This is a genomic window from Lysobacter spongiicola DSM 21749 (assembly GCF_900167055.1).
GTDB classification, from domain to species: domain Bacteria; phylum Pseudomonadota; class Gammaproteobacteria; order Xanthomonadales; family Xanthomonadaceae; genus Novilysobacter; species Novilysobacter spongiicola.
Genome location: NZ_FUXP01000012.1, coordinates 42,614 through 65,594 on the forward strand (window position 1 = coordinate 42,614; position 22,981 = coordinate 65,594).

At 69.8% G+C, this 22,981-nt stretch carries 24 protein-coding genes and 1 pseudogene; all 25 read left to right on the forward strand.

The features are described from left to right. Positions 1 to 147: 147 nt before the first annotated feature. The 25 genes and pseudogenes from B5D37_RS12255 (at position 148) to flhA (ending at position 22,981) form a co-directional block, all read left to right on the forward strand. Positions 148 to 1,293 carry a flagellin gene (locus B5D37_RS12255; protein ID WP_078759024.1) on the forward strand — a complete coding sequence of 382 codons (1,146 nt, stop codon included), beginning with the start codon at positions 148 to 150 and terminating at the stop codon, positions 1,291 to 1,293. 231 nt (positions 1,294 to 1,524) lie between these two features. Next, positions 1,525 to 2,871, forward strand: a complete 1,347-nt coding sequence (fliD, locus tag B5D37_RS12260) for a flagellar filament capping protein FliD (RefSeq protein WP_143814303.1) — start codon at positions 1,525 to 1,527, stop codon at positions 2,869 to 2,871. A gap of 7 nt (positions 2,872 to 2,878) precedes the next feature. Then, entirely contained in the window at positions 2,879 to 3,295 is a 417-nt protein-coding gene (gene fliS / locus B5D37_RS12265) for a flagellar export chaperone FliS (protein WP_078759026.1), read from the forward strand. Further along, complete coding sequence (locus B5D37_RS12270; protein ID WP_078759027.1) at positions 3,292 to 3,588, forward strand: hypothetical protein; 297 nt, start codon at positions 3,292 to 3,294, stop codon at positions 3,586 to 3,588. The genes fliS and B5D37_RS12270 overlap by 4 nt, the downstream gene beginning before the upstream one ends. Beyond that, positions 3,585 to 4,157: a PilZ domain-containing protein gene (locus B5D37_RS12275; RefSeq protein ID WP_078759028.1), complete on the forward strand. Its 573-nt coding sequence runs from the start codon at positions 3,585 to 3,587 to the stop codon at positions 4,155 to 4,157. Before B5D37_RS12270 ends, B5D37_RS12275 begins: the two co-directional genes overlap by 4 nt. 63 nt (positions 4,158 to 4,220) lie before the next feature. Next, positions 4,221 to 4,850, forward strand: coding sequence for a response regulator (locus B5D37_RS12280; protein ID WP_078759029.1), 630 nt, complete (start codon positions 4,221 to 4,223; stop codon positions 4,848 to 4,850). Positions 4,851 to 5,020: 170 nt separating this feature from the next. Then, positions 5,021 to 6,424 (forward strand): RNA polymerase factor sigma-54, encoded by a 1,404-nt coding sequence (gene rpoN, locus B5D37_RS12285; RefSeq protein WP_078759065.1) that lies wholly within the window; start codon positions 5,021 to 5,023, stop codon positions 6,422 to 6,424. 41 nt (positions 6,425 to 6,465) lie between these two features. After that, positions 6,466 to 6,825: pseudogene (locus B5D37_RS12290) on the forward strand (response regulator); the annotation flags it as partial. A gap of 80 nt (positions 6,826 to 6,905) precedes the next feature. Next, positions 6,906 to 8,372: a sigma-54 dependent transcriptional regulator gene (locus B5D37_RS12295; RefSeq protein WP_078759031.1), complete on the forward strand. Its 1,467-nt coding sequence runs from the start codon at positions 6,906 to 6,908 to the stop codon at positions 8,370 to 8,372. Positions 8,373 to 8,478: 106 nt separating this feature from the next. Continuing rightward, the gene (fliE, locus tag B5D37_RS12300) at positions 8,479 to 8,850 is read left to right on the forward strand and encodes a flagellar hook-basal body complex protein FliE (RefSeq protein ID WP_078759032.1); all 372 of its coding nucleotides are present in this window, start codon (positions 8,479 to 8,481) and stop codon (positions 8,848 to 8,850) included. A 60-nt stretch (positions 8,851 to 8,910) separates the two neighbouring features. Beyond that, the gene (gene fliF, locus B5D37_RS12305) at positions 8,911 to 10,563 is read left to right on the forward strand and encodes a flagellar basal-body MS-ring/collar protein FliF (protein ID WP_078759033.1); all 1,653 of its coding nucleotides are present in this window, start codon (positions 8,911 to 8,913) and stop codon (positions 10,561 to 10,563) included. Between the two features lie 22 nt (positions 10,564 to 10,585). Then, a complete protein-coding gene (gene fliG, locus B5D37_RS12310; protein WP_078759066.1) occupies positions 10,586 to 11,572 on the forward strand; it encodes a flagellar motor switch protein FliG in 987 nt (328 codons plus the stop codon). Positions 11,573 to 11,589: 17 nt separating this feature from the next. Next, on the forward strand, positions 11,590 to 12,204 hold the full coding sequence (locus B5D37_RS12315) for a FliH/SctL family protein (RefSeq protein ID WP_078759067.1): 615 nt from the start codon (positions 11,590 to 11,592) through the stop codon (positions 12,202 to 12,204). Then, positions 12,201 to 13,598, forward strand: a complete 1,398-nt coding sequence (gene fliI, locus B5D37_RS12320; RefSeq protein ID WP_078759034.1) for a flagellar protein export ATPase FliI — start codon at positions 12,201 to 12,203, stop codon at positions 13,596 to 13,598. Before B5D37_RS12315 ends, fliI begins: the two co-directional genes overlap by 4 nt. A gap of 5 nt (positions 13,599 to 13,603) precedes the next feature. Further along, on the forward strand, positions 13,604 to 14,056 hold the full coding sequence (gene fliJ, locus B5D37_RS12325) for a flagellar export protein FliJ (RefSeq protein WP_078759035.1): 453 nt from the start codon (positions 13,604 to 13,606) through the stop codon (positions 14,054 to 14,056). 44 nt (positions 14,057 to 14,100) lie between these two features. Continuing rightward, entirely contained in the window at positions 14,101 to 15,192 is a 1,092-nt protein-coding gene (locus B5D37_RS12330; RefSeq protein WP_143814305.1) for a flagellar hook-length control protein FliK, read from the forward strand. A gap of 125 nt (positions 15,193 to 15,317) precedes the next feature. Next, a complete protein-coding gene (locus B5D37_RS12335; RefSeq protein WP_143814306.1) occupies positions 15,318 to 15,806 on the forward strand; it encodes a flagellar basal body-associated FliL family protein in 489 nt (162 codons plus the stop codon). A gap of 8 nt (positions 15,807 to 15,814) precedes the next feature. Then, entirely contained in the window at positions 15,815 to 16,819 is a 1,005-nt protein-coding gene (gene fliM, locus B5D37_RS12340; RefSeq protein WP_078759038.1) for a flagellar motor switch protein FliM, read from the forward strand. Between the two features lie 59 nt (positions 16,820 to 16,878). Next, positions 16,879 to 17,166, forward strand: coding sequence for a flagellar motor switch protein FliN (fliN, locus tag B5D37_RS12345; RefSeq protein WP_234987874.1), 288 nt, complete (start codon positions 16,879 to 16,881; stop codon positions 17,164 to 17,166). Continuing rightward, positions 17,163 to 17,795, forward strand: coding sequence for a flagellar biosynthetic protein FliO (gene fliO / locus B5D37_RS15285; protein WP_425478066.1), 633 nt, complete (start codon positions 17,163 to 17,165; stop codon positions 17,793 to 17,795). The genes fliN and fliO overlap by 4 nt, the downstream gene beginning before the upstream one ends. After that, positions 17,792 to 18,607 carry a flagellar type III secretion system pore protein FliP gene (gene fliP / locus B5D37_RS12355; protein ID WP_078759040.1) on the forward strand — a complete coding sequence of 272 codons (816 nt, stop codon included), beginning with the start codon at positions 17,792 to 17,794 and terminating at the stop codon, positions 18,605 to 18,607. Before fliO ends, fliP begins: the two co-directional genes overlap by 4 nt. 4 nt (positions 18,608 to 18,611) lie before the next feature. Continuing rightward, positions 18,612 to 18,881: a flagellar biosynthetic protein FliQ gene (locus B5D37_RS12360; RefSeq protein ID WP_078759041.1), complete on the forward strand. Its 270-nt coding sequence runs from the start codon at positions 18,612 to 18,614 to the stop codon at positions 18,879 to 18,881. Between the two features lie 10 nt (positions 18,882 to 18,891). Continuing rightward, on the forward strand, positions 18,892 to 19,680 hold the full coding sequence (gene fliR / locus B5D37_RS12365; protein ID WP_078759042.1) for a flagellar biosynthetic protein FliR: 789 nt from the start codon (positions 18,892 to 18,894) through the stop codon (positions 19,678 to 19,680). A gap of 53 nt (positions 19,681 to 19,733) precedes the next feature. Then, complete coding sequence (gene flhB / locus B5D37_RS12370) at positions 19,734 to 20,900, forward strand: flagellar biosynthesis protein FlhB (RefSeq protein ID WP_078759043.1); 1,167 nt, start codon at positions 19,734 to 19,736, stop codon at positions 20,898 to 20,900. Then, positions 20,897 to 22,981 carry a flagellar biosynthesis protein FlhA gene (flhA, locus tag B5D37_RS12375; protein WP_078759044.1) on the forward strand — a complete coding sequence of 695 codons (2,085 nt, stop codon included), beginning with the start codon at positions 20,897 to 20,899 and terminating at the stop codon, positions 22,979 to 22,981. Before flhB ends, flhA begins: the two co-directional genes overlap by 4 nt.

The following is a 22,981-nucleotide window of genomic DNA, read 5'->3' on the forward strand; positions in this document are numbered from 1 at the left end:
CATTCCGTAAAAAAAGTTCTGTTTTTTCCTAAAGCTTGACAACCGGCCGCCGTTACCTTTCACAGCAGCGGACAGGACCGGATACGGCAACCCCCTGCGAAGCCAACCGGCGCGCAAAGCCGGATTTCGAATCCAGGAGATCTCAAAATGTCTGTCATCAATACCAACGTCATGTCGCTCAACGCGCAGCGCAACCTGACCACCAACAGCGCCGACCTCGGCACCACCATCCAGCGCCTGTCCTCGGGCCTGCGCATCAACAGCGCGAAGGACGACGCCGCCGGCCTCGCCATCTCCGAGCGCTTCACCACGCAGATCCGCGGCATGGACCAGGCCGCCCGCAACGCCAACGACGGCATCTCGCTGGCCCAGACCGCCGAAGGCGCGATGGGTGAGATCGGCAACAACCTGCAGCGCATCCGCGAGCTGGCCGTGCAGTCCGCCAACGCCACCAACTCCAGCGACGACCGCGCCGCCCTGCAGAAGGAAGTCGACCAGTTGCTGAGCGAGATCGACCGCGTCGCAGACACGACCAACTTCAACGGCACCAAGCTGCTCAATGGCGATGCTTCTTCCTTCGTGTTCCAGGTCGGCGCCAATGCCGGCGACACGATCACCGTCAACACCCCGGTTGATGCGAACATCGCCGCACTGGGCGGCACCATCAGTGTCTCCACTGCCGAATCGAGCGCCATCTCGGGCCTCGGGACGGGTGCCGTCGTCGCCGGTTCGCTGACCATCAACGGCACTGACATCGGTCCTCTGGATGCGGTCGGCACCGCCTCGCAGCGTGCAGCCCAGGTGGCCAACGCCATCAACAACGTGTCGACCGAGACCGGCGTCAATGCCCGCGTGAACGAGTCGACCGGTAAGCTCGAGCTGTCTTCTGACGCCGCCTTCACCCTTGGCGGCACCGATGGCGGCACGCTGACGGGCTTCAATGGCGCAGGCGCTGCCGTCTCGGTCGACAACACCACCACCGGCATCGCGACGCTCGACATCAGCTCCTACGCTGGCGCCGAACTGGCCATGAAGCAGGTCGATGCTGCTCTGAAGGAAGTCAACGACGGTCGCGCCGACCTGGGTGCCGTCCAGAACCGCTTCTCCTCGGTCGTGACCAACCTGCAGACCAGCTCGGAGAACCTCTCCGCTGCCCGCAGCCGGATCATGGACGCCGACTACGCCAAGGAAACCGCCAACCTGTCGCGCACGCAGATCCTGCAGCAGGCCGGTACCGCGATGCTGGCCCAGGCCAACCAGTCCTCGCAGAGCGTGCTCAGCCTGCTGCGCTGATCACGAACCCACGTCGGCCGGTCTCGTCGGCCGCCGCATGAGAACCGGCCAGGCATGTCCTGGCCGGTTTTTTTATGGGGCGCGCCCGCCTCCCGCCGCTAAAGCCCTTCGGCGAGCGGCCGTTATCCAGTACAGGGACCGGCGCCACCAGGCACCGCGTCAACGATCCGGCGGAACGGTTCTTGCCCGGACCCATGGATCTTCCACGTCCACCCGCCCCAGGAGGCAGCAGTGGCATCACTCTCCAGCCCAGGCGTCGGCTCCGGCCTCGATGTGCACACGATGGTGACCCAGCTGGTCGCCGCCGAGCGCGCACCCGGGGACCTGCGCTTCAACCGCATCGAGAGCAAGGCCGAGGCGCAGATATCCGCCTTCGGCAAGCTCAGCAGCGGACTGTCGGGACTGCAGAGCGCGCTCCAGAAGTTCGACGGCAGCGGCGCTTCGCTGGGGCGCAAGGTCAGCGTGGGCACCGATGCCGGCTTTACCGCGACCGCGGATGCGAAGGCGGCGCTGGGCAGCTATCGCGTCACCGTTGAAAGCCTGGCCTCCACGCACAAGCTCCATTCCGCGGCATCGGCCGCCGACAGCCAGGTCGGCCACGGCCGCCTTTCGATCGTCGTCGGTGACGGCGAGGCGATCGATATCGACATCGCCGAGGGCGAGGGTTCCCTCGCCGAGATCCGCGATGCCATCAACGCCAAGGCCGAGGGCAAGGGCGTGACTGCCACCGTCATCCGTGGCGACGCCGGCGACGTGCTGGTCCTGGCCTCCACTGAAACCGGCAGCGAAGGCCGCCTGCAGATCAGCGCAAGTGGTGGCGACGGCGGATTGTCTTCATTGGCCACCACCGGCGGCAGCCTGCAGGTCGCCGATGCCGGCAACGATGCCAGGGTGATCGTCGACGGCATCACCCGCACCAGCAGCAGCAACCACCTGGATGACCTCATCGACGGCGTCACCATCGACCTGACGCAAGCCAAGCCCGGCGAATCTTTCTCCCTTGACCTGACGGCTGACGCGAGCCCGCTCAAGGCCACGATGCTGAGCTTCATCAGCGCCTACAACACCGCCCTGAGCGCACTGCGCACGCAGAGCGCCGCCGGTGGCGCGGACAGCGACGGCGCGGCCCTCAGTGGTGACGCCGCACCCCGCGGCATTACCCAGAACCTGCGCGGCATCATCAGCCAGAACTATGCCGAACTCGCCGAGCTGGGGCTCAAGACCAAGGTCGACGGCTCCCTCAGCCTGGACGGCGCCACCTTTGACGCCGCCATCGCCGCGGATCCGGAAGCCGTGCAGAGGCTGGTAGGCGAGGACGGCACACTGCAGCAGCCGCTTGCGGCCGCTTTGAAGTCCTACCTCGGCGACGACGGGATGATCACCGGCCGCACCAAGGCATTGAATGCGCGCCTGGAGTCGCTGGAGACCCAGCGCGAGAGTTTCGACCGCCGCATCGAGAATGTGCGCGCCAACTACATGCGCCAGTTCACCGCGCTGGACACCATGGTCGCGAAGATGTCCAGCACCAGCTCCTTCCTGGCCCAGCAGCTCGGCCAGCTGACCAATATGAACGCCTGAGACCGCCATGCATAGCGCCCGCAACTACGCCAACCAGTACCACCAGACCGGGGTCAGCAGCGCCGTGCTGGACGCCAGCCCGCACCAGCTCGTCGCGCTGATGCTCGCCGGTGCCCGCAAGCGCGCGCAGCTCGCGGCCGCCTGCCTCGAGCGCGGAGACATGGCGCGCAAGGCCATCGCCATCAACGAGGCCAGCGCCATCATCGCCGGACTCAACAGCACGCTCGACATGAAGGCCGGCGGCGACATCGCGGCCGGGCTGGAGGCCCTGTACGACTACGCCCAGCGCCGACTGGTGGTCGCCAACGCCAACAACGACGCCGCCCCCCTGCTGGAGATCGACGACCTGCTGGGCGACATCGAAAGCGCCTGGCTTGCCATCGACCCCGACTCGGACACCAGCACCGCCGGAGCAACAGCATGACCCCGACCCTGCCCATCGATGCCATCCGTCGCGCACTGGACGCCGGTGAATGGGACATGGCCGCCAGCCTGATCGCCGGCCACGAACGCGAAGTCCGGGAGGCCCTGGAAACACCCGGCGGCAGCGCGGACGGCCTCCAACCCGACCGTAGTGCCTGGGTCGCCCTGCTGTCACAGCAGCGCCTGCTGCTGGAGCAGCTCAAGTCCGCCCGCAGCGAGACCTCCGACGCGCTCAGGCGCCTGCAGGACAACCGCCGCGGCGCCCAGGCCTACCTGGCGGGCGCAGGCGGATGAACGCGGAGAACGCACGCGCGCAGGTGTTCGGGGACTCGCTGGTCTGCGAGGAAACCCGTGCCGCCGCGTTCGTTCCCATGGAGTTCGACCCCGCGGCCGTGCGGGTCGCCTGCCAGCGCGCCGAGGCCCTGCTGCACTCGATCGCGATCATCGAGGACGGCAAGGTCGAAGAGAGTGACGAGCGCGGCGCCCACGAGCACGCCCTGCAGCGCGTGGAGGCCAAGCTGGACCTGCTGACCTCGCTGGTGGCCACCCTGGTGAGCTCGCATCGCCCGCCACCGGCGCCCCGCCGCCTGCAGTGGTCCGCGCTGGGTGCCTGCCTGGCCGCAGAAGCCGATGGCGCCGGCAACGCGCCCGGAAGCAACGGCATGTTCCGCGTCCAGGCCTGCGATTGGCTGCCGGAACCGCTGGAGTTGCCGGCGACGGTACTGGCCAGCGTGGCCGACGCCAGCGGCCACCACCTGTGGCTGCGCTTCCAGCCGTTGCCGCCGCCCCTGGTCTCGGCGGTGGAGCGCCATCTCTTCCGGATCCATCGCCGCGCCGTGGCCGAGGCCCGCCGCCCCCGCTGACCTGTGGTGCCCCGCTCCGCCGTCGGCTAAGGTGCCCTGAGCCCTTCCGGATGGAGTCCCTGCTTGCTTCGCGTGCTGATCTGCGACGACCACACCCTGATCCGCGCCGGGCTGCGTCGGCTGCTCGAGTCGTTCGATGCGGTGGAGGTGGTCGCCGAGGCGGCCAGTGCCGACGAGGTCGTCATCCGTGCCCGCGGCACCAGTCCCGACGTCATCCTGCTGGACCTCTCCATGCCCGGCCGCAACGGGTTCGAGGCCCTGGACGAGCTGCGCCGCACCTGCCCCGCAAGCGCGGTGGTCATCATGTCGATGCACGACGACCCCGGCCATGTACGCGAAGCCCTGGATCGCGGCGCCTCGGGTTTCGTGGTCAAGGAGGCCGCACCGGCGGAGCTGGAGATCGCGATACGCGCCGCGGCGACCGGCCGCACCTACCTCAGTCCCCAGGTATCGGCCCCCCAGTTGCGGGGGCGCCAGGCCCCGGCGGAGGGCGTCGATGCCCTGCCCCCACGCCAGCGCGAGATCCTCGCCGCGATCGGCGCCGGCCGCAGCACCAAGCAGATCGCCGCCGACCTGGGCATCAGCGTCAAGACGGTGGAGACCCACCGGGCGCGGATGATGGCGGCGCTGGGCTGCCGCAGCGGCCACGAGCTGCTGCGCATGGCGATGCGGCTGCACGGCAGCGCGCTGTAGCCCGCGCACCTGTCGGCGTCGGGTTTCCGGCGCCATGTGGGGAATTCCCCTACATCGGGTGGGGGCTGCCGGTACGCGGTTCGGGCATGCCCTGATTCGACAGCCGCCGGCGTGGGCGCATGATTCGCCTGCAGGATCCGTACCACGACCGGATCCATTCCGGGGGAACCGTGAAGAACACCGTCCGCACGCAGATGTCGCAAAGCGTCAACCTGACGCCGCAGTTGCTGCAGTCGATCCGGCTGCTGCAGCTGACCGCCCCGCAGCTGGAAATGGAACTGCTGCAGGCACTGGAGCGCAATCCGATGCTCGAGGCCGACGAGGGCGACGAAGCCGGTGAAACCGACGCCGAGGGCGTGGATGCGGCCGGTGACGACGCGGCGCTCGAAGCCGCAGCGTGGGACGAGTTGCCCGAACCGGCCTTCACCTCCAGCAGCAGCGGGGGCATGGGCGCCGACGATGACGGCATGGCCCGCATCGCCGCCGGCAGCTCCAGCGATCCGCGCGTGCGCCTGCTGCAGGAGCTCGCGGTGACGTGGCGCGAGGCGGACCTGGTGCTCGCCCAGTGGTGGCTGGACCGCTGCGACGACCGCGGCTACCTGGAGCACCCACTGGACGAGTTGCTGGCCGAAGGTGCCGATGCCTGTGGTTGCGACAAACGCGAGATGGACGTGATCCGGCTGCGCCTGCTCAACGGCCCTTGGCCGGGCATGGCCGCGGCCGATCCCGGCGAATGCCTGCAGGCCCAGCTGGCCCAGCTGCCCGACACCCCGGAGCGCGCCTTGGCCGCACGCATCCTTTCCGACTACCTCGCCCTGCTGGCCTCGCATGACCATGCCGCCCTCGCCAAGGCCCTGGGTAGTACTGCCGACGACACCGCCGCGGCCGTCGCGCTGGTGACATCGCTGCGCCCGTGCGCGGTGGAGGAGCCGGTCGACGCGCCGTCCGCCTACATCGTGCCCGACGTGGTGGTGCGCTTCCTCGGTGGTGAATGGCGGGTGGCGCTCAACGGCCGCAGTGCCCCGCGCATCCGCATCTCCGCCCACTGCGAAAGCGCGCTGGCGCAGGCGCCGGGCGACCAGTCCGTGCTGCGCGGACTGCTGGACGAGGCCCGCTGGCTGGTCCGCGGCGTGGCCATGCGCAACGACACCCTGATGCGCACCGCCCAGGTGCTGGTCGAGCGCCAGCGCGAGTTCCTCGTGCGCGGCGAGGAGGCCATCGCGCCGCTCACCCTGCGCGAGGTCGCCGACGCCATCGGCATGCACGAGTCCACCGTCTCGCGCATCACCACCGGCAAGTACATCCAGACGCCGCGCGGCACCTTCGAGCTCAAGCGCCTGTTCGCGGTGCGGCTGGAAGGCGCAGAGGTCTCCGGCGCCGCGGTGAAGGCGATGGTGAAGCGCTTGATCGACAACGAGCCGCCGCACGCCCCGCTGGCCGACGACACCATCGCCGGCATGCTGGAGCGCCAGGGCGTGCGTATCGCGCGCCGGACCGTTGCGAAGTATCGTGACCAGCTCTCCATCGGCCCCGCCCGGGCACGCCAGCGCCCGGCGCGCAAGGCCGCGGCGTGACCACCCCCACCGGCCCGGCCCTGACTCCCGAGGATCCCTCCATGCGCACGCTCAACATCCTGCTGGTCGACGACCACGAGGGCTTCATCAACGCCGCGCTGCGCCACCTGCGCCGGCTCGACTGGATCACCGTCGCCGGCTCGGCCGCCAACGGCATCGAGGCCATCGCCCAATGCGAGGCCCTGCATCCTGATGCCGTACTGATGGACCTGGCCATGCCCGAGATGGGCGGTTTGCAGGCCACGCGACTCATCAAGGCCCAGGACGATCCGCCCTACGTGGTGATCGCCAGCCACTTCGACGATGCAGAGCACCGCGAGCACGCGCTGCGTGCCGGTGCCGACGCCTTCGTCAGCAAGCTGTCCTACATCCACGACGTGATCCCGCTGCTGGAGGCGCTCGCCGGCCGCGAGCCCGCCGGTACCGCCGACACTGCGGCCGGCGCTGCCGGTGCCGCCGGGGCGGGGACCGGAGTCACCGCATGAGCGAGTCGCGCATCCTTGTGCTCGACGGGGACATGGAGCGCGCCGAGCGCATCGCCACCCTGCTGGAGTTCATGGACTTCACCCCGCGCGTCGCCGAACCGGGCGACGTCGACCTGTCCCGGGCCAAGCCCAGCGACTGGGTTGCGGTGGTGGTGGGCGACGTCGACGGCGATGCCGCGTGGCCGGCCTTCGCCGAGTGGCTGGGCGGCCAACCACTGCACCCGCCGTTGATGGTGCTCCCGGGCCACGACGACGCGCCCTGGCGCAAGGCGCTGCACCCAGAGAACCTGTGGCCACTGGACTATCCGGTCCGCCGTAACCAGCTGCAGGAGGCACTGCGCCGCGCCAGCCTGAAACGCATCAACGAGGACGAGCAGCGCGAGCATTCCACCGGCGGCCCGACCGGGCGCAGCGCGGCGACCCTGCGCCTGTCGCGCATGATCGACCAGGTCGCGCCGTTCGACACTACGGTGCTGATCCTTGGTGAATCCGGCACCGGCAAGGAGGTCGCCGCGCGGGCCGTGCACGAACGATCCAAGCGCCGCAACAAGCCATTCGTGGCGATCAACTGCGGTGCGATCCCGCCGGACCTGCTGGAAAGCGAACTGTTCGGACACGAAAAAGGCGCCTTCACCGGCGCGCTGACCCAGCGCAAGGGGCGGTTCGAGATGGCCGAGGGCGGCACCCTGCTGCTCGACGAAATCGGCGACATGCCGCTGGCGATGCAGGTCAAGCTGTTGCGCGTGCTGCAGGAGCGGACCTTCGAGCGCGTCGGCGGCGCCCAGGTGATCGAATGCGACGTGCGCGTGGTCGCGGCCACTCATCGCAACCTTGAAACCCACATCGCCGAGGGCAAGTTCCGCGAGGACCTGTTCTACCGGCTCAACGTCTTCCCGATCGAGATGCCGCCACTGCGCGAGCGCGCCGACGACCTGCCGGACCTGATCGCGGCGATCACCGCCCAACTGGCCAAGGCCGGCCGTGGCCAGGTATCGCTCAGCAGCGGTGCGGTGGAGGTGTTGCGCCACTACGCCTGGCCCGGCAACGTGCGCGAGCTGAGCAACCTGCTGGAGCGCCTGGCCGTGCTGCACCCGGCGGGCATGGTCCGGGCCACCGACCTGCCCGCCCGCTACCGCGCCGCGGTGCCCGACCTGCCGGACGAGGACCCGATCCCCGAGCCGACCACCTCGATGGATCCGGCCGCCCTCATGCCGCGCGCGACGTTGCCCGCCGAAGGCATCGACCTGCGCTCGCACATCGCCGAGGTGGAGCTGGAGCTGATCCGGGCCGCCCTGCAACAGGCGGACGGCGTGGTCGCCCATGCCGCGCCCCTGCTCGGCCTGCGCCGCACCACCCTGGTGGAGAAACTGCGCAAGTACGGCATCGACCGCGACGGCACCAGCGCCGGCGCCGAAGGCGAGGCCGGCGACGACGGCAAGGGCGACCGCACCAGCGCCGCCTGAGGCGGTGCCAAGGCCATGGCGCGTCCGCACGACGGGATCCCGTCACTGTTCTGGCACGGCACTTGCCTATCCATCGGCAGCGAAGCCAGAAAGTTGATGCCCGGCCATGACCGACGCGATTTCATCGATCCTCTCCCAGATCCGCGCCCATGAGATGCGCGCGGGCGGGGCGCTGGCCGATTCGCCGGCCGGCAATGCCATCAACCCGACCAACCCGGGACTTCCGGGTGCCGGCCGGGTCGATCCGGGCAAGGCCCCCGGCTTCGCCGAGACCCTGAACAACGCCATCGACAGCGTCAGCAGCGCGCAGGCCAAATCCGGCGCGCTGCAGCAGGCGTTCGAAATGGGCGACCCGCGCGCCGACCTGGCGCGGGTGATGGTCGCCATGCAGCAGTCGTCGGTCGCATTCAAGGCCACCGTGGAGGTCCGCAACCGCATGGTGCAGGCCTACCAGGACGTCATGAACATGCCGGTCTGACATGGCCGCCAACGCCGCGCATAGCCCCACGCCCACCCCGACCTTCCGAGACCTTGCCCGATGAGCGTCATCGCACTGCCCAAGAACGCCGCCAACAACCTGCGCGAGCTGGGACCGTTGCAGGACATCCCGGTGGTGCGCCAGCTGGGCCTGTTCGCCCTGGTCGCCGCCACCATCGGACTGGGCCTGTGGCTGTTCTTCTGGACCCAGCGCCCGGACTACGTGCCGGTGTTCGCCGGCATGGACGGCAAGTCGACCACTGAGGCCTCCGACCTGCTGCGTGCGGCGCAGATCCCGTTCCGGATCGATCCCTCCACCGGCGCGCTGGCGGTGCCGGGCGAACAGCTTGGCCCGGCCAAGCTGGCGCTGGCCTCGGCCGGCCTGCCGGCCGAAGGCGGCGGCTTCGAATCGCTGCAGGGCGACCAGGGCTTCGGCACCAGCCAGTTCGTCGAGAGCGCGCGCTACCAGCACGCACTGGAGACCGAACTGGCCCGCACCATTGCCAACCTGCGCCCGGTGCGCGAGGCCCGCGTGCACCTGGCCATCCCCAAGCCCAGCGCCTTCACCCGCCAGAAGGACCCGGCCAGCGCCTCGGTGGTGCTGCACCTGGGCAACGGCAGCGTTCTCGAGGCCGGCCAGGTCAACGCCATCGTGCACCTGGTCGCCAACAGCATTCCGCAGCTCTCCCCCGAAAGCGTCACCGTGGTCGACCAGTTCGGCCGCATGCTCTCCAACCCCGATCCCGACAGCGAGTCGGCGATGGGCGCCAAGCGCTTCGAGCAGCAGCAGCGCCAGGAAGCCGTCTACGTGCAGCGCATCCAGGAGCTGCTCGCCCCGCTGGCCGGCCCCGGCCGCGTCAGTGCCCAGGTCAGCGTGGACATGGACTTCTCCCAGACCGAACAGGCGCGCGAGCAGTACGGGCCGGAGCCGGCGATCGTCCGCAGCGAGCAGATCTCCGAATCCGGCGATATCGGCCCGAGGCCGCCGCAGGGCGTACCGGGCGCGGCCGCCAACACTCCGGAAGCAGCGGCGGCCGCGGCCGAAGCCGCGCAGGCCCCGGCACCGGCCACCGCCGATGGCGGCCAGGGCTCGCGCACCGCGGTGCGCAACTACGAGATCGACCGCACCCTGACCCACACCCGCCAGGCGCCCGGCCGCATCACCCGCGTCACCGCGGCGGTGCTGGTCGACAACGTGCCGGGAGCGCCCGATGCCGAGGGCAAGGTGGAGTGGCGTGCCCTGACCGCCGACGAACTCGCGCGCATCGAATCGCTGGTGCAGCGCGCGATCGGCTTCGACGACGAGCGCGGCGACATGGTCACCGTGGTCAATGCCCCCTTCGCCCGCAACGCCATCGACGAGCCCGAAGGCGCACCGTTCTGGCAGCACCCGCGCACCAAGGAGCTGCTGCGCATCGCGCTGGGCGGACTTGCGGTCCTGGCGCTGATCTTCACCGTGCTGCGGCCGGCCTTCCGCCAGCTGATCGCGCCGGCCAAGCCGCGTACGACCGTGGCGACGCTGGTCGAGGACGACGAGGAGGAGATCCCCGTCACCCTGTCCAAGCCCAAGGCCAAGGCGCCGGCGCAGCTGGACGACGCCGCCGACGCCCCGATGAACTTCGACGAAAAGCTGCAGGTGGCACGCACTGCAGTCAGCAGCGATCCCAAGCGGGTCGCCAACGTGGTCCGCAGCTGGGTTGAACAAGATGGCTGATCCCAAGAACAAGGAAGAGCCGCTGACCGGCGTGCAGCGTGCCGCGGTGGTGCTGCTGTCGCTGGGCGAGGCACAGGCGGCCGAAGTGCTCAAGCACATGGGCGCCAAGGAAGTGCAGAAGCTCGGCATGGCCATGACCTCGGTCGGCGGCGTCTCGCGCAATACCGTGGCCGCGGTGTTCGAGGATTTCGTCGAAACCCTGGCCCAGCCCAGCGCGATCGGTGCCGGCGCCGACGACTACATCCGCGCGGTCCTGACCCAGGCCCTGGGCGAGGAGCGTGCCGGCAGCCTCATCGACCGCATCCTTGCCGGCCGCAACACCTCCGGGCTCGACACCCTGAAGTGGATGGAGCCGCGCGCGATCGCCGAGCTGGTGCGCAACGAGCACCCGCAGATCATCGCCATCGTCATGGCCCACCTGGATGAAGACCAGGCCGCCGAGGTGCTCAAGTGCCTCACCGACCGCGTTCGCGCCGACGTGCTGCTGCGCATCGCCACGCTGGACGGCATCCCGCCCAATGCGCTGAACGAGCTCAACGACGTGATGGCGCGCCAGTTCGCCGGCAGCCAGAACCTGAAGTCGTCCTCGGTGGGCGGCGTGCGGGTGGCCGCCAACATCCTCAATTTCATGGACACCGGGCAGGACGAACAGATCCTCGGCGCGATCAGCGAGATCGACGAGCCGCTCGGCGTCCAGATCCGTGACCTGATGTTCGTATTCGACAACCTGGCCGAGATCGACGACCGCGCCATCCAGACGGTGCTGCGCGAGATTTCCACCGAGAAGCTGGCACTGGCCCTGCGCGGCGCCGACCAGAAGGTGCGCGAGAAGATCACCACCAACATGTCCCAGCGCGCGGCCGAGATCCTGCTAGAGGACATGGAGGCCCGCGGGCCGGTGCGCCTGGCCGAGGTCGAAGCCGCACAGAAGGAGATCCTGGCCGAGGTGCGCAAGATGGCCGACGCCGGCACCATCCAGCTCGCCGCCAAGGCCGAGGCGTTCGTATGATCGCCCTGGCCGATGGCATGCACGCGGTGCGCTGGACGGCGCCGGACCTGGACCTGGCCGCCCACCCCGCCCCGGTGGTCGAGGAAGAGCCCGCACCGCGGCTGCCCAGCGTCGAGGAAATCCAGGCGCTGGAACAGGCCGCGCGCGAGGAAGGCTATGCCGCCGGCCACGCCGAGGGGCTGGCCTCGGGCCAGGCCGAGATCCGCCGCATGATCGCCCAGATCGAAGGCATCCTCGATGGCTTCACCCGGCCGCTGTCGCGGCTGGACGACGAGGTGGCCGATGCACTGGGCGAGCTGGCGGTGCGCATCGCCGGCAACCTGCTGGGCCGCACCTACCAGGCCGATCCCACCCTGCTGGCCGACCTGGTCCGCGAGGCGCTGGACGCCGTCGGCACCAGCTCGCGCGAGATCGAACTGCGCCTGCACCCCGACGACCTCGGCGTGCTGGCACCGCACCTGGCGGGCCTGAGCGGCGTGCGCCTGACCGCGGACACATCGCTGGCCCGCGGCGAACTGCGCCTGCACAGCGAAAGCGTGCGCATCGACGGCACCCTCGCCGCCCGCCTGCAGGCCTGCATGGATGTGGCGATGGTCGCCCACCCCCCGCGTGACGAAGAGGCCATGCCATGAGCGGAGTCGCCGCCGAGCAGTGGGAAGAAGTCCGCAACCTGCGCCTGGCCACCCGCCTGGCCGCCGCCAACCCGCAGCCGCCGTCGCTGGGCCTGGCCCGCGAAGGCGTACTGCGCCGCGCCGTCGGCCTGACCCTGGAGGCTTCCGGCTGCAGTGCCCCGCTGGGCTCGCACGTGCGGGTGGAAACCGCCGGCGGCCACTGGGTCGACGCCGAGGTGGTCGGCTTCTCGGGCGAACGCACCTTCCTGATGCCCACCGCCGACCTCGCCGGCCTGCTGCCGAACGCACGCGTGGTCAGCACCCGCAGCCGCGGCGAAGTCGCCGTTGGCGAAGGCCTGCTGGGCCGGGTGATCGACAGCGACGGCGTGCCGCTGGACGGCCGTGGCCCGCTGCGGCCGGAAAGCTGGGTCGGCCTCGGGGCGGTACCGATCAACCCGCTGATGCGTGCACCGATCACCCAGTCGCTGGATGTGGGCGTGCGCGCGATCAACTCGTTGCTGCCGATCGGCCGCGGCCAGCGCATCGGCCTGTTCGCCGGCTCCGGCGTCGGCAAGTCGACGCTGCTGGGCATGATGACCCGCTTCACCGCCGCCGACGTCATCGTCGTGGGGCTGGTGGGCGAGCGAGGCCGCGAAGTGCGCGACTTCGTCGAGAGCACGCTGGGCGAGGAAGGCATGCGCCGCGCCGTGGTGGTGGCGGCCCCGGCCGACCGCCCGCCGCTGGCCCGCCTGCACGGCGCCCTGCGTGCCACCGCCATCGCCGAGTGGTATCGGGACCAGGGCTTGCATGTGCTGTTGCTGATGGATTCCCTCACCCGCTTCGCCCATGCACAGCGCGAGATCGGCCTGTCCGTCGGTGAGCCGCCGACCACCCGCGGCTACCCGCCGTCGGTCTTCGCCAAGCTGCCGCAACTGGTCGAACGCGCCGGCAACGGCGCCGACGGCCGCGGCTCGATCACCGCGTTCTACACGGTCCTCACCGAAGGCGACGACCAGCAAGAGCCCATCGCCGACGCCGCGCGCGCCATCCTCGACGGCCACATCGTGCTGACCCGCCGCATCGCCGATGCCGGCCAGTACCCCGCGATCGACGTTGAGGTCTCCGTCAGCCGCGTCATGCAGGAGATCACCGACCCGGCATGGCGCGCCCGCATCCGCAAGCTCAAGCGCCTGATGGCGGCCTACAACACCCAGCGCGACCTGATCGCCATCGGCGCCTACCAGCGCGGCAGCGACCCCAGCGTCGACGAAGCGCTGGCGCGCTGGCCGGCGATCCAGGCCTTCCTCGGCCAGGACGTCAGCGAAGCCGCCGATGTCCAGTCCAGCCGCGATGCGCTGGCACGCCTGCTCGACGATGTATCCGATACCCCGCAAGCCCCCACCCAGGAGACGTAGCACCCATGCGATCGCAACGACTCGATCCATTGCTCAAGGTGAAGCAGCAACGCCAGGACGATGTCGCCCGCAGGGTGGCGGAGCAGGATCGCGTGCTGGCCGAGCAGCAGGCGCGCCTGGAGGCGCTGCGCCGGTATGCCGACGAATACGCCACGCCGGCATCGGCGATGACCAGCCCGGCCCTGCTGGCCAACCGCCTCGCCTTCCGCGAACGGCTGGACGCCGCCATCGCGCAGCAGAGCCGCGTGGTCGATGACAACCGCCACAAGGGCGATGTCGAACGCACCCGCCTGCTGCTGGCCAGCCGAGAGACCCACGTGCTCGAGAAGCTCTCCAACAGCTACCGTGCCGAAGAGGCCCGGGTGGACGAGAAGCGCTCCCAGAACGAGCTCGACGACCTGGGCGCACGGCGCCTGCGCAATGCCGCCCAGGCCGATGAAACGGAGCCGGCGCAGTGATGCCCGGCGGGCTGCCGGCAGCACCACCCGCTGCACCGGCCCGGATGGGGTCGTCGAATGGTGCCGCCAAGCCGGGCGACGAAGCCGCCGGTGACGGCTTCGCCGGGATGTTGGCGGGGACCGGAACAGCCACTGGAGCCGCGAAAGCGGACCCGGGTGCGAAGACCGCGGACACGGCTGCGACCGGGGACGCCGCCCGCGCGCCCGCAAACGAGGACGCGGCACTTGCCACGACCGACAACCCGCCACGCGAAGAGGGGGGGCCGGAACAACTGCTGGCACTGCTCGGCGGGCCCTTCCCGCCGCCGCCCGCCGCGACCGCGCCGGTGGCGGTATTTGCCCCGCTCGCGGGCGCAGCCGGCTCCGGGTTGCCTTCACTGGCGAAGGGCAGTGGCGGCGCGGAAGCCACGGCGGCGGTGCTCGCCGGGCTCTCGTCACTCGTGCAGGCGCCTCCCGCGGCGGAGGGTGCAACCACGCCGGCCCCGTTCGCGCCCACCGGCACCGCCGCGATGGCGACGCCCCCGCTCGCGCCGGCCGCCGTCGCCACCGAGATGGCGGCGCTGCCGCAGGAGTTCGCCAAGGCGCTCGAAATGCTCCAGGGCCGGGACGCCGGCGCGGATACGCTGGCGGACACGGCGGGCGGCCCCGAATCCGCCGAGCGACCGCAGGCGACAGTCTCCACCGCCCCGGCGGCCCTCACGCGTGCCAGCCCCGCTGCCCTGGCCTCCGGGCCGGTGGCCCTGCCCGCCGATCCCGATGCCGGCTTCGACGAAGGCTTCGGCGCGCGGATAGGCTGGCTGGCCGAGCAACGCATCGGCCGCGCCGAGATCCGGGTCAGCCCCGACCACGCCGGCCCGATCGACGTCCGCCTGCAAATGGACGGCAGCCGCGTGAGCGCCGAGTTCAGCTCCGCCAACGCCGACGTGCGGCAGGCACTGGAAGCCAGCATGGGCCGCCTGCGCGACCAGCTCGCCCAACACGGCCTGGAACTGGCGCAGGCCGATGTCGGCAGCGGTGGCAGGCAGCCGGGGCAGGCCCAGGCCGCCGAAGGCCTGGTGCTGGAAGACGGAGCGGCGGAAACCGCCATCTCCGTGGCGCCACTCGTCCGCCGCGGCCTGCTGGACGAATACGCCTGACACCGGGCGCCGGATAACCGGCGCCCGCTTCGTTCAGGATTGCGTCAAAACCCCGACTTCCCCCCGCCGCCGCTCGCGGCACGCCCCTTGCACAGACCCTGGCAACACCTGTCAGGAGTCATCGCGTGTCCACCGAGCCCACCGCCAAGTCCGGCAGCAAACTGCCCTGGATCATCGTCATCGTCCTGCTGCTGGCGCTTGCCGGCGGCGGCGGATGGTTCTGGTATTCCTCGCGCCAGGCGCCGCCCCCGGCTGACGATGCGGCATCGGCCGAGGCCCCTGCCGGCACGCGTAATCCGGCGATGTACTTCCCGCTGGACCCGGCTTTCGTGGTCAACCTCTCCGACGTCGACTCGGTCCGCTACCTGCAGGCCGACGTGCAATTGATGACCCGCGACATGCCCACCAGCGAAGCGATCGAGCTGCACGCCCCGGCCATCCGCAACCGCCTGTTGCTGCTGTTCGGCCAGTACTCGGCCGACCAGCTCACCCAGCGCAGCGCCAAGGAGCGCCTGCAGGAGAAGGCCCGCGAGGAAGTGCAGGCGCTGCTCAAGGCCGAAGGCGCCCCCAGCGCCGTCGAAGCCGTCTACTTCACCAGCTTCGTGACCCAGTAGGCCGACCGATGAGCGCAGACCTGCTCTCCCAGGACGAGATCGATGCCCTGTTGCACGGCGTGGACAGCGGAGCGGTCGAGGTCGAAGACCCCGAGCCCACGCCCGGTGAGGCCCGCAGCTACGACTTCGCCAGCCAGGACAAGATCGTCCGTGGCCGCCTGCCGACGCTGGAGATGATCAACGAGCGCTTTGCCCGCACCTGGCGCATCGGCCTGTTCAACCTGCTGCGGCGCTCGGCCGACCTGTCCGTGCGCGGCGTCGACATGATGCGCTTCGGCGAGTACATGCACTCGCTGCAGGTCCCCAACAACCTCAACCTGGTCAAGATGAAGCCGCTGCGCGGCACTGCGCTGGTGGTGTACGAGCCGCGCCTGGTGTTCACCGTGGTGGACAACTTCTTCGGCGGCAACGGCAAGTACCACACCCGCATCGAGGGCCGCGAGTTCACGCCCACGGAAATGCGCGTGATCCAGCTGCTGCTCAAGCAGACCTTCGCCGACCTGGTGGAAGCCTGGGCGCCGGTGATGCCGGTGGAGTTCGAGTACATGAACTCCGAGGTCAACCCGCACTTCGCCAACATCATCAGCCCGCGCGAGTACATCGTCGTCAGCCGCTTCCACGTGGAGCTGGAAGGCGGCGGCGGCGAGTTCCACATCTCGATTCCCTACTCGATGCTCGAGCCGATCCGCGAGCAGCTCGATGCCGGCCTGCAGAGCGACCGGGTCGAACGCGACGAAGGCTGGACCCGCGCGATGCGCGCCCAGCTGCAGGAGGCCGAGGTCGAGCTGAGCAGCGCGATCGCACATCGGCAGATCAGCCTGCGCGAGCTGTGCCGGCTGAAGGTCGGCGACGTGATCCCGATCGACCTGCCCGAGACGGTGACGCTGCAGGTCGAGCAGACCCCGCTGTTCACCGGCTCGTTCGGCACCCACAACGGCCGCAACGCCATCAAGGTCGCGAGCGTGAAACCCGCCCGCGCCGTCCCCTCCTTCCAGAACCTCATGCAGCCATGAACAACAACGAGACCGCCATGGATACCGAAGAATCCCAGCGCGCCGCCTTCGAGGCCCTGATGCCCGATGCCGACGTCAAGGGTGCCGACCTCAACCTCGACGTGATCCTCGATGTGTCGGTGTCGCTGTCGCTCGAAGTCGGCCGCACCCGCATCCCGATCCGCAACCTGCTGCAGCTCAACCAGGGCTCGGTGGTGGAACTGGAGCGTGGCGCTGGCGAGCCGCTGGACGTGTTCGTCAACGGCACGCTGATCGCCCAGGGCGAAGTGGTCGTCGTCAACGACCGGTTCGGCGTGCGCTTGACCGACGTGGTCAGCCCGGCCGAGCGGATCAAGCGGCTGCGATGAGCGCCGCGACCTTCGCCGTCGAGGCGAACCCCGAGGTGGTCGCGGACCCGCTGCCCGATGCCTCCATGGCGGCCACCAGCGCGGAGGGCCCGGTTCCTGCGTCGGATGCCCCGCCTGCGACGGTGGCCGCCACGGATGCCGCGGTAGCCGGGGATGCATCGACGGGGTCCGAAGCCGGTACCACGGCAGCGGCGGAAGCCCATGTCTCGGCCGCACCCGCCCCGGTGCAGCCGCTGGGCATGGCCACCACCGCCACCACCGCCACCACCGTGCAACCCGCCGCCGAGCCGTTCGCGGCGCCGGCGGGGGATGCCGGCTCGGTCGGTGGCGCCGTGCTCGCCCTGCTGCTGGTGGTCGGCCTGATCCTGGCGCTGGCCTGGCTCGCACGCCGCATGCCGGGCATCGGTGCCGGCGCTTCAAACCCCGCGTTGCGGGTGGTCGGTTCCCTTGCACTCGGTCCGCGCGAGCGGCTGGTGGTGGTGGAAGTCGGCCAGACCCAGCTGCTGCTGGGCGTCGGCAACGGCGGCACCCGCACCCTGCACACCCTCGAGGCGCCGCTGCCCGAGGCGGCCGCGTCGACCTCGCCCTTCGCGCAGGTGCTTGCGCAACACTTCGGAAAGAAGCCATGACCGGCTGGACCACTCCCCTGCTTCGCCTGCTGATGCTGGCCATGCTCGCGGCCACGCTGATGCTGGCCTCACCCGAGGCCGCCGCACAGGCCGCGCCGGCCACTGCGCCCACCGCACAGCAGGCGCCCGCGCCGATGCCGAGCCTGCCGGACGTGACCGTCGGCAACGTCGGTGGCGAGGACGTCAGCCTGCCGTTGCAGGTGCTGCTGCTGATGACCGGCATCACCCTGCTGCCTGCCGCGCTGCTGGGCCTGACCGCCTTCACCCGGATCATCATCGTGCTGGGCCTGCTGCGACAGGCGCTCGGCACCGGCCAGACCCCGAGCAACCAGGTGCTGCTCGCACTGGCGCTGTTCCTGACGGCGATGGTGATGATGCCGGTGTTCGACCAGGCCTGGGCCGCCGGCATCTCGCCGTACCTCAATGACGAGATGGACTTCCGCAGCGCCTGGACGGCCTCGATCGAGCCTTTCCGCGGCTTCATGCTGGCGCAGGTCCGCGAGAACGACCTGATGACCTTCGCCGGCCTGTCCAACAGCGGACCCTACGCCACCCCGGCCGACGTGCCGTTCAGCGTGCTGGCCGCATCGTTCCTGACCAGCGAGCTCAAGACCGCCTTCGAGATCGCGTTCCTGATCTACATCCCGTTCGTGATCATCGACCTGGTGGTCGCCAGCGTGCTGATGTCGATGGGCATGATGATGCTCTCGCCGATGCTGATCTCGGCGCCCTTCAAGATCCTGCTGTTCGTGCTGGTCGATGGATGGATCCTGGTGGTCGGCTCGCTGGCCGCCAGCTTCAACGGGGTCTGAGGCGATGACTCCGGAAACCGCACTCACCGAGATTGGCCGTGGCCTGCAGATGGCACTGTTGCTGGGCGCACCGCCGCTGCTGGCGGTGCTGGTGGTCGGCGTGCTGGTCGGCATCATCCAGGCCGCCACGCAGATCAACGAGCAGACGATCGGCTTCGTGGTGAAGGCCATCGCACTGGCGGCCACGCTGGCGGTCACCGGGCATTTCCTGCTCGGCAGGATGGTGTCGTTCACGACCGACCTGTTCCACCGCATCCCCCACCTGATCGGCTGACGACCGCGGCATGGATCCGGCCACCGCCACCACCATCGACGGGCTGAACCTGTTCGCGATGCTCGGCACCGTGCTCTGGCACCTGCTGCGCATCGGAGCGGCGTTGCAGGTCCTGCCGATGATCGGCGGCCGTGGCATGCCGATGCGGGCGCGGCTGATCCTGGCCGTGGCGTTGTCGGCGACCATCTCCACCGTGCTGCCCGAGCCGCCACGGGCGGCGGTGGACGCCACCACCGTGCTCAGCGTGTTCCGGGAAATGACCGTCGGCGTGGCGATCGGGCTGGTCCTGCGGCTGGCCTTCGAGGCCGGGCAGTTTGCCGGCGAGCTGATCAGCCAGGGCATGGCGTTGTCGTTCGCGACCCTGGCGGATCCGCTCAGCGGCGCCTCCTCCACCGTGCTTTCGCAGTGGTTCTTCCTGATCTTCGGGCTGCTGTTCTTCACCCTGGACGGACACCTGGCGCTGGTCACCCTGCTGGTGGACAGTTACGCGGCGCTGCCCATTGGTACGCCCCTGGCGGACATGCAGGGCTTCCTGGCCGCACTGCCGACCTTCTTCGGAACCTGCCTGCGGGCCGGCCTGCTACTGGCACTGCCGGTGATGATGGCCCTGCTGGCGTCCAACCTCGCCTTCGGCGTGCTGTCGCGCGCGGCCTCGGCGATGAACCCCATCGTGGTCGGCATCCCGGTGGCGCTGGTCACCGGCCTGGTCCTACTCGCGCTGGTGGCACGGGAACTGCAGGGGCCCATCCAGCAGTTGCTCGAAGACGCCTTCCTGGCGGCACGCGCACTGACCGCCTGACCACATCCGCCCACGCGGCGCCCGGTCGGCGGTACTGAACCGGGACGCGGACGATGTCGGAACAGCAGGACCAGCAGGACAAGACCGAACAACCTACCGAAAAGCGGCTGCGCGATGCCCGTGAGAAGGGCGAGGTCGCGCGGTCGCGGGAGCTGGGCCATGTCGCGGTACTGGGCATCACCGCCATCGCCATCATGCTGCTGGCCCCGGGCATCGGCGGCGCCGCCAAGAACTGGCTGCGCGACGCACTGACCATCGAGCAGGCCGCACTCGGCCGCCCGGACCGGTTGATTCCCCACTTCATGGGCCTGGTCGGTGGACTGATGCTGCCGGTGCTGCCGGTGATCGCCGCGGCCTTCGCCGCCTGCATGGTCGGCCCGATGCTGATGAGCGGCATCCGCTTCTCCAGCAAGTCGCTGCAACCGGACTTCAAACGCCTCAACCCGGCCTCGGGGCTCAAGCGCATCTACGGCAAGGAAGGTTTCGCCGAGCTGCTGCGCTCGCTGCTGCGCGTGCTGCTGGTGGTGGGCGTGGGCGGCACGGTGATCTTCGGGGCTTTCCGGCAGTTGCTGGCCATGCCGGGGATGACCCTGGAAGGCGCCATCGGCAGCGGGCTGGGCACGGCCATGGCCGCCCTGCTGGCGATGATCGCCTCGCTCGGGCTGATCGCCGCGGTCGACGTGCCATGGCAGAAGGTCCAGCACCGCAACAAGCTGAAGATGACCAAGCAGGAGGTCCGCGACGAGCTCAAGCAGACCGAGGGCAATCCCGAGATCAAGGCCCGCGTGCGCCAGGTCGCCCGGCAGATGTCGCAGCGCCGGATGATGGAGGCGGTGCCAACCGCCGACGTGGTGGTGATGAACCCGACCCACTACGCGGTCGCCCTCAAGTACGACGCCGGCAAGATGCGCGCCCCGCGGCTGGTCGCCAAGGGTGTCGACGAGATGGCGCTGATGATCCGCGACGTCGCCGAGAAGAACCGGGTCAGCGTGATCGAAGCGCCGCCTCTGGCACGGGCCTTGTATAGGCAGGCACAGGTCGACCAGGAAATCCCCGTGAAACTCTACGCCGCCGTGGCCCAGGTGCTGTCCTACGTGTACCAGCTCAAGCACTGGCATCCGGCCCAGGGGCCGGCGCCGTCGCTGGTGGTGCCCGAGGTCGGCGCCGACGGTGCGCCCGACCCGGTGGACGGCGGCGCTGACGGGAACCCGGCACGATGAGCACCCCGGCGAGCGGGTTGTCCTTCGGCGGCGTCGCCAGCTCCATGCGCAGCGGAGCCGCGGCGCCGGTGATCGTGCTGGCGATGCTGGCGATGGTGGTGGTGCCGCTGTCCCCGCTGGTGCTGGACGCGCTGTTCACCATCAACATCGCGCTGTCGCTGGTGGTGATGCTGGCGGTGGTCTACGTCAAGCGGCCGCTGGAGTTCTCGATCTTCCCGTCGGTGCTGCTGATGGTGACGCTGCTGCGGCTGGCGCTGAACGTCGCCTCCACCCGCGTGGTTCTGCTGCGTGGCCACGAGGGCCCCGGCGCGGCCGGCCGCGTCATCGAATCGTTCGGCAACTTCGTGATCGGCGGCAGCTATGCGGTCGGCATCGTCGTGTTCGCCATCCTCACGCTGATCAACTTCGTGGTCGTCACCAAGGGCTCCGGGCGCATCGCCGAGGTCTCGGCGCGCTTCATCCTCGACGCCCTGCCCGGCAAGCAGATGGCGATCGACGCCGACCTCAACGCCGGCCTGCTCACCCGCGAGGATGCCAAGGCCCGCCGCGAAGAGGTCCGCGAGGAAGCCGACTTCTACGGCTCGATGGACGGTGCCAGCAAGTTCGTGCGGGGCGATGCCATCGCCGGCCTGCTGATCCTGGTGATCAACCTCGTCGGTGGCCTGCTGATCGGCATCATCCAGCACGACATGAGCTTCTCCACCGCCGCCGAGGTCTACGCGCTGCTGACCATCGGCGACGGCCTGGTCGCCCAGCTGCCTTCGCTGCTGGTCTCGACCGCGGTGGCCATGCTGGTCACCCGCGCCACCCGCGAGCAGGACATGGGGCCCGCGGTGTCCAAGCAGGTGTTCGGGCACAAGCGTGCGTTGATCGTCGCCTCGCTGCTGCTGGGGCTGATCGGCATCGTGCCGGGCATGCCGAACCTGCCGTTCCTGGTGCTCTCGGCAGTGCTGGGCTATGCCGCCTGGAAACTGCACAAGCGCCAGACCGCCGCGGCCGCGGAGCTCGCCGACGAGGCCAGCCCCGAGGCCAAGGCCGCCAACCAGTCGGTGGCCGAGCTGAGCTGGGACGAGGTGCGCCCGGTCGAGCCGCTGGGTCTGGAGGTCGGCTACAAGCTGATCGCACTGGTCGACAAGAACCAGGGCGGCGAATTGCTGGCGCGCCTGAAGGGCATCCGCCGCAAGCTGACCCAGGACCTGGGCTTCCTGATCCCCGCGGTGCACGTGCGCGACAACCTCGAGCTCGCTCCGGGGCACTACCGCATCATGGTCCACGGCGTGCCGCTGGCGTCCGGCGAGCTGTATGCCGACCGCGACCTCGCGCTGGACCCGGGCCGCGTGTTCGGTCCGCTGGAGGGCATCCCCGGCAAGGACCCGGCCTTTGGGCTTGACGCCGTCTGGATCCCGCCAAGCCAGCGTGCCCACGCCGAATCGCTGGGCTACACCGTGGTCGACGCCGCCACCGTGGTCGCCACCCACCTGTCGCACGTGGTGCGCGAGCGTGCCTCCGAACTGCTCGGGCACGACGAGGTCCAGCAGCTGCTGGCCAGCGTCGGCAAGACAACACCCAAGCTTGTCGAGGATTTGACGCCCAAGCTGCTGCCGCTGTCGGTGGTGGTGCGGGTCCTGCAGTCGCTGTTGGCCGAGAAGGTGCCGTTGCGGCAGATGCGGCAGATCGTCGAGGCCCTGCTGGAGCACGGCAGCCACACCCAGGACCCGGCCGTACTGACCGCCGCCGTCCGCACCGCACTGGGCCGCTTCATCGTGCAGGAGCTCAACGGCATGGCGCCGGAACTGCCCGTCTACACCTTGGCGCCGGCTCTGGAACGGGTATTGCAGGAGTCCGTCAGTGGCACCGGCACTGCGCTGGAGCCGGGATTGGCCGAACGGCTGCACCAGAACCTCAGCGATTGCGTGGTGCAGCAGGAAGGCAAGGGGGAACCGGCGGTACTGCTGGTGCCCGGCACGATCCGCGCAACCATCGCGCGCCTCGTGCGCCACAGCGTCCCGGCGCTGTCGGTACTGGCCTACACGGAAGTGCCGGAAGACAAGCGCTTGAGGCTGGTGGGATCGATTGGCTGA

Bases quoted from the DNA above. Each gene is read 5' to 3' on its own strand.
- fliP (WP_078759040.1), top strand. From the start codon at position 17,792: ATGACCGGCTGGACCACTCCCCTGCTTCGCCTGCTGATGCTGGCCATG.
- flhA (WP_078759044.1), top strand. From the start codon at position 20,897: ATGAGCACCCCGGCGAGCGGGTTGTCCTTCGGCGGCGTCGCCAGCTCC.
- fliF (WP_078759033.1), top strand. From the start codon at position 8,911: ATGAGCGTCATCGCACTGCCCAAGAACGCCGCCAACAACCTGCGCGAG.
- fliS (WP_078759026.1), top strand. From the start codon at position 2,879: ATGCATAGCGCCCGCAACTACGCCAACCAGTACCACCAGACCGGGGTC.
- fliN (WP_234987874.1), top strand. From the start codon at position 16,879: ATGCCCGATGCCGACGTCAAGGGTGCCGACCTCAACCTCGACGTGATC.
- B5D37_RS12330 (WP_143814305.1), top strand. From the start codon at position 14,101: ATGGGGTCGTCGAATGGTGCCGCCAAGCCGGGCGACGAAGCCGCCGGT.
- fliM (WP_078759038.1), top strand. From the start codon at position 15,815: ATGAGCGCAGACCTGCTCTCCCAGGACGAGATCGATGCCCTGTTGCAC.
- fliI (WP_078759034.1), top strand. From the start codon at position 12,201: ATGAGCGGAGTCGCCGCCGAGCAGTGGGAAGAAGTCCGCAACCTGCGC.
- flhB (WP_078759043.1), top strand. From the start codon at position 19,734: ATGTCGGAACAGCAGGACCAGCAGGACAAGACCGAACAACCTACCGAA.
- fliR (WP_078759042.1), top strand. From the start codon at position 18,892: ATGGATCCGGCCACCGCCACCACCATCGACGGGCTGAACCTGTTCGCG.
- B5D37_RS12255 (WP_078759024.1), top strand. From the start codon at position 148: ATGTCTGTCATCAATACCAACGTCATGTCGCTCAACGCGCAGCGCAAC.
- B5D37_RS12275 (WP_078759028.1), top strand. From the start codon at position 3,585: ATGAACGCGGAGAACGCACGCGCGCAGGTGTTCGGGGACTCGCTGGTC.
- fliJ (WP_078759035.1), top strand. From the start codon at position 13,604: ATGCGATCGCAACGACTCGATCCATTGCTCAAGGTGAAGCAGCAACGC.
- B5D37_RS12270 (WP_078759027.1), top strand. From the start codon at position 3,292: ATGACCCCGACCCTGCCCATCGATGCCATCCGTCGCGCACTGGACGCC.
- B5D37_RS12360 (WP_078759041.1), top strand. From the start codon at position 18,612: ATGACTCCGGAAACCGCACTCACCGAGATTGGCCGTGGCCTGCAGATG.
- B5D37_RS12295 (WP_078759031.1), top strand. From the start codon at position 6,906: ATGAGCGAGTCGCGCATCCTTGTGCTCGACGGGGACATGGAGCGCGCC.
- fliE (WP_078759032.1), top strand. From the start codon at position 8,479: ATGACCGACGCGATTTCATCGATCCTCTCCCAGATCCGCGCCCATGAG.
- fliO (WP_425478066.1), top strand. From the start codon at position 17,163: ATGAGCGCCGCGACCTTCGCCGTCGAGGCGAACCCCGAGGTGGTCGCG.
- B5D37_RS12315 (WP_078759067.1), top strand. From the start codon at position 11,590: ATGCACGCGGTGCGCTGGACGGCGCCGGACCTGGACCTGGCCGCCCAC.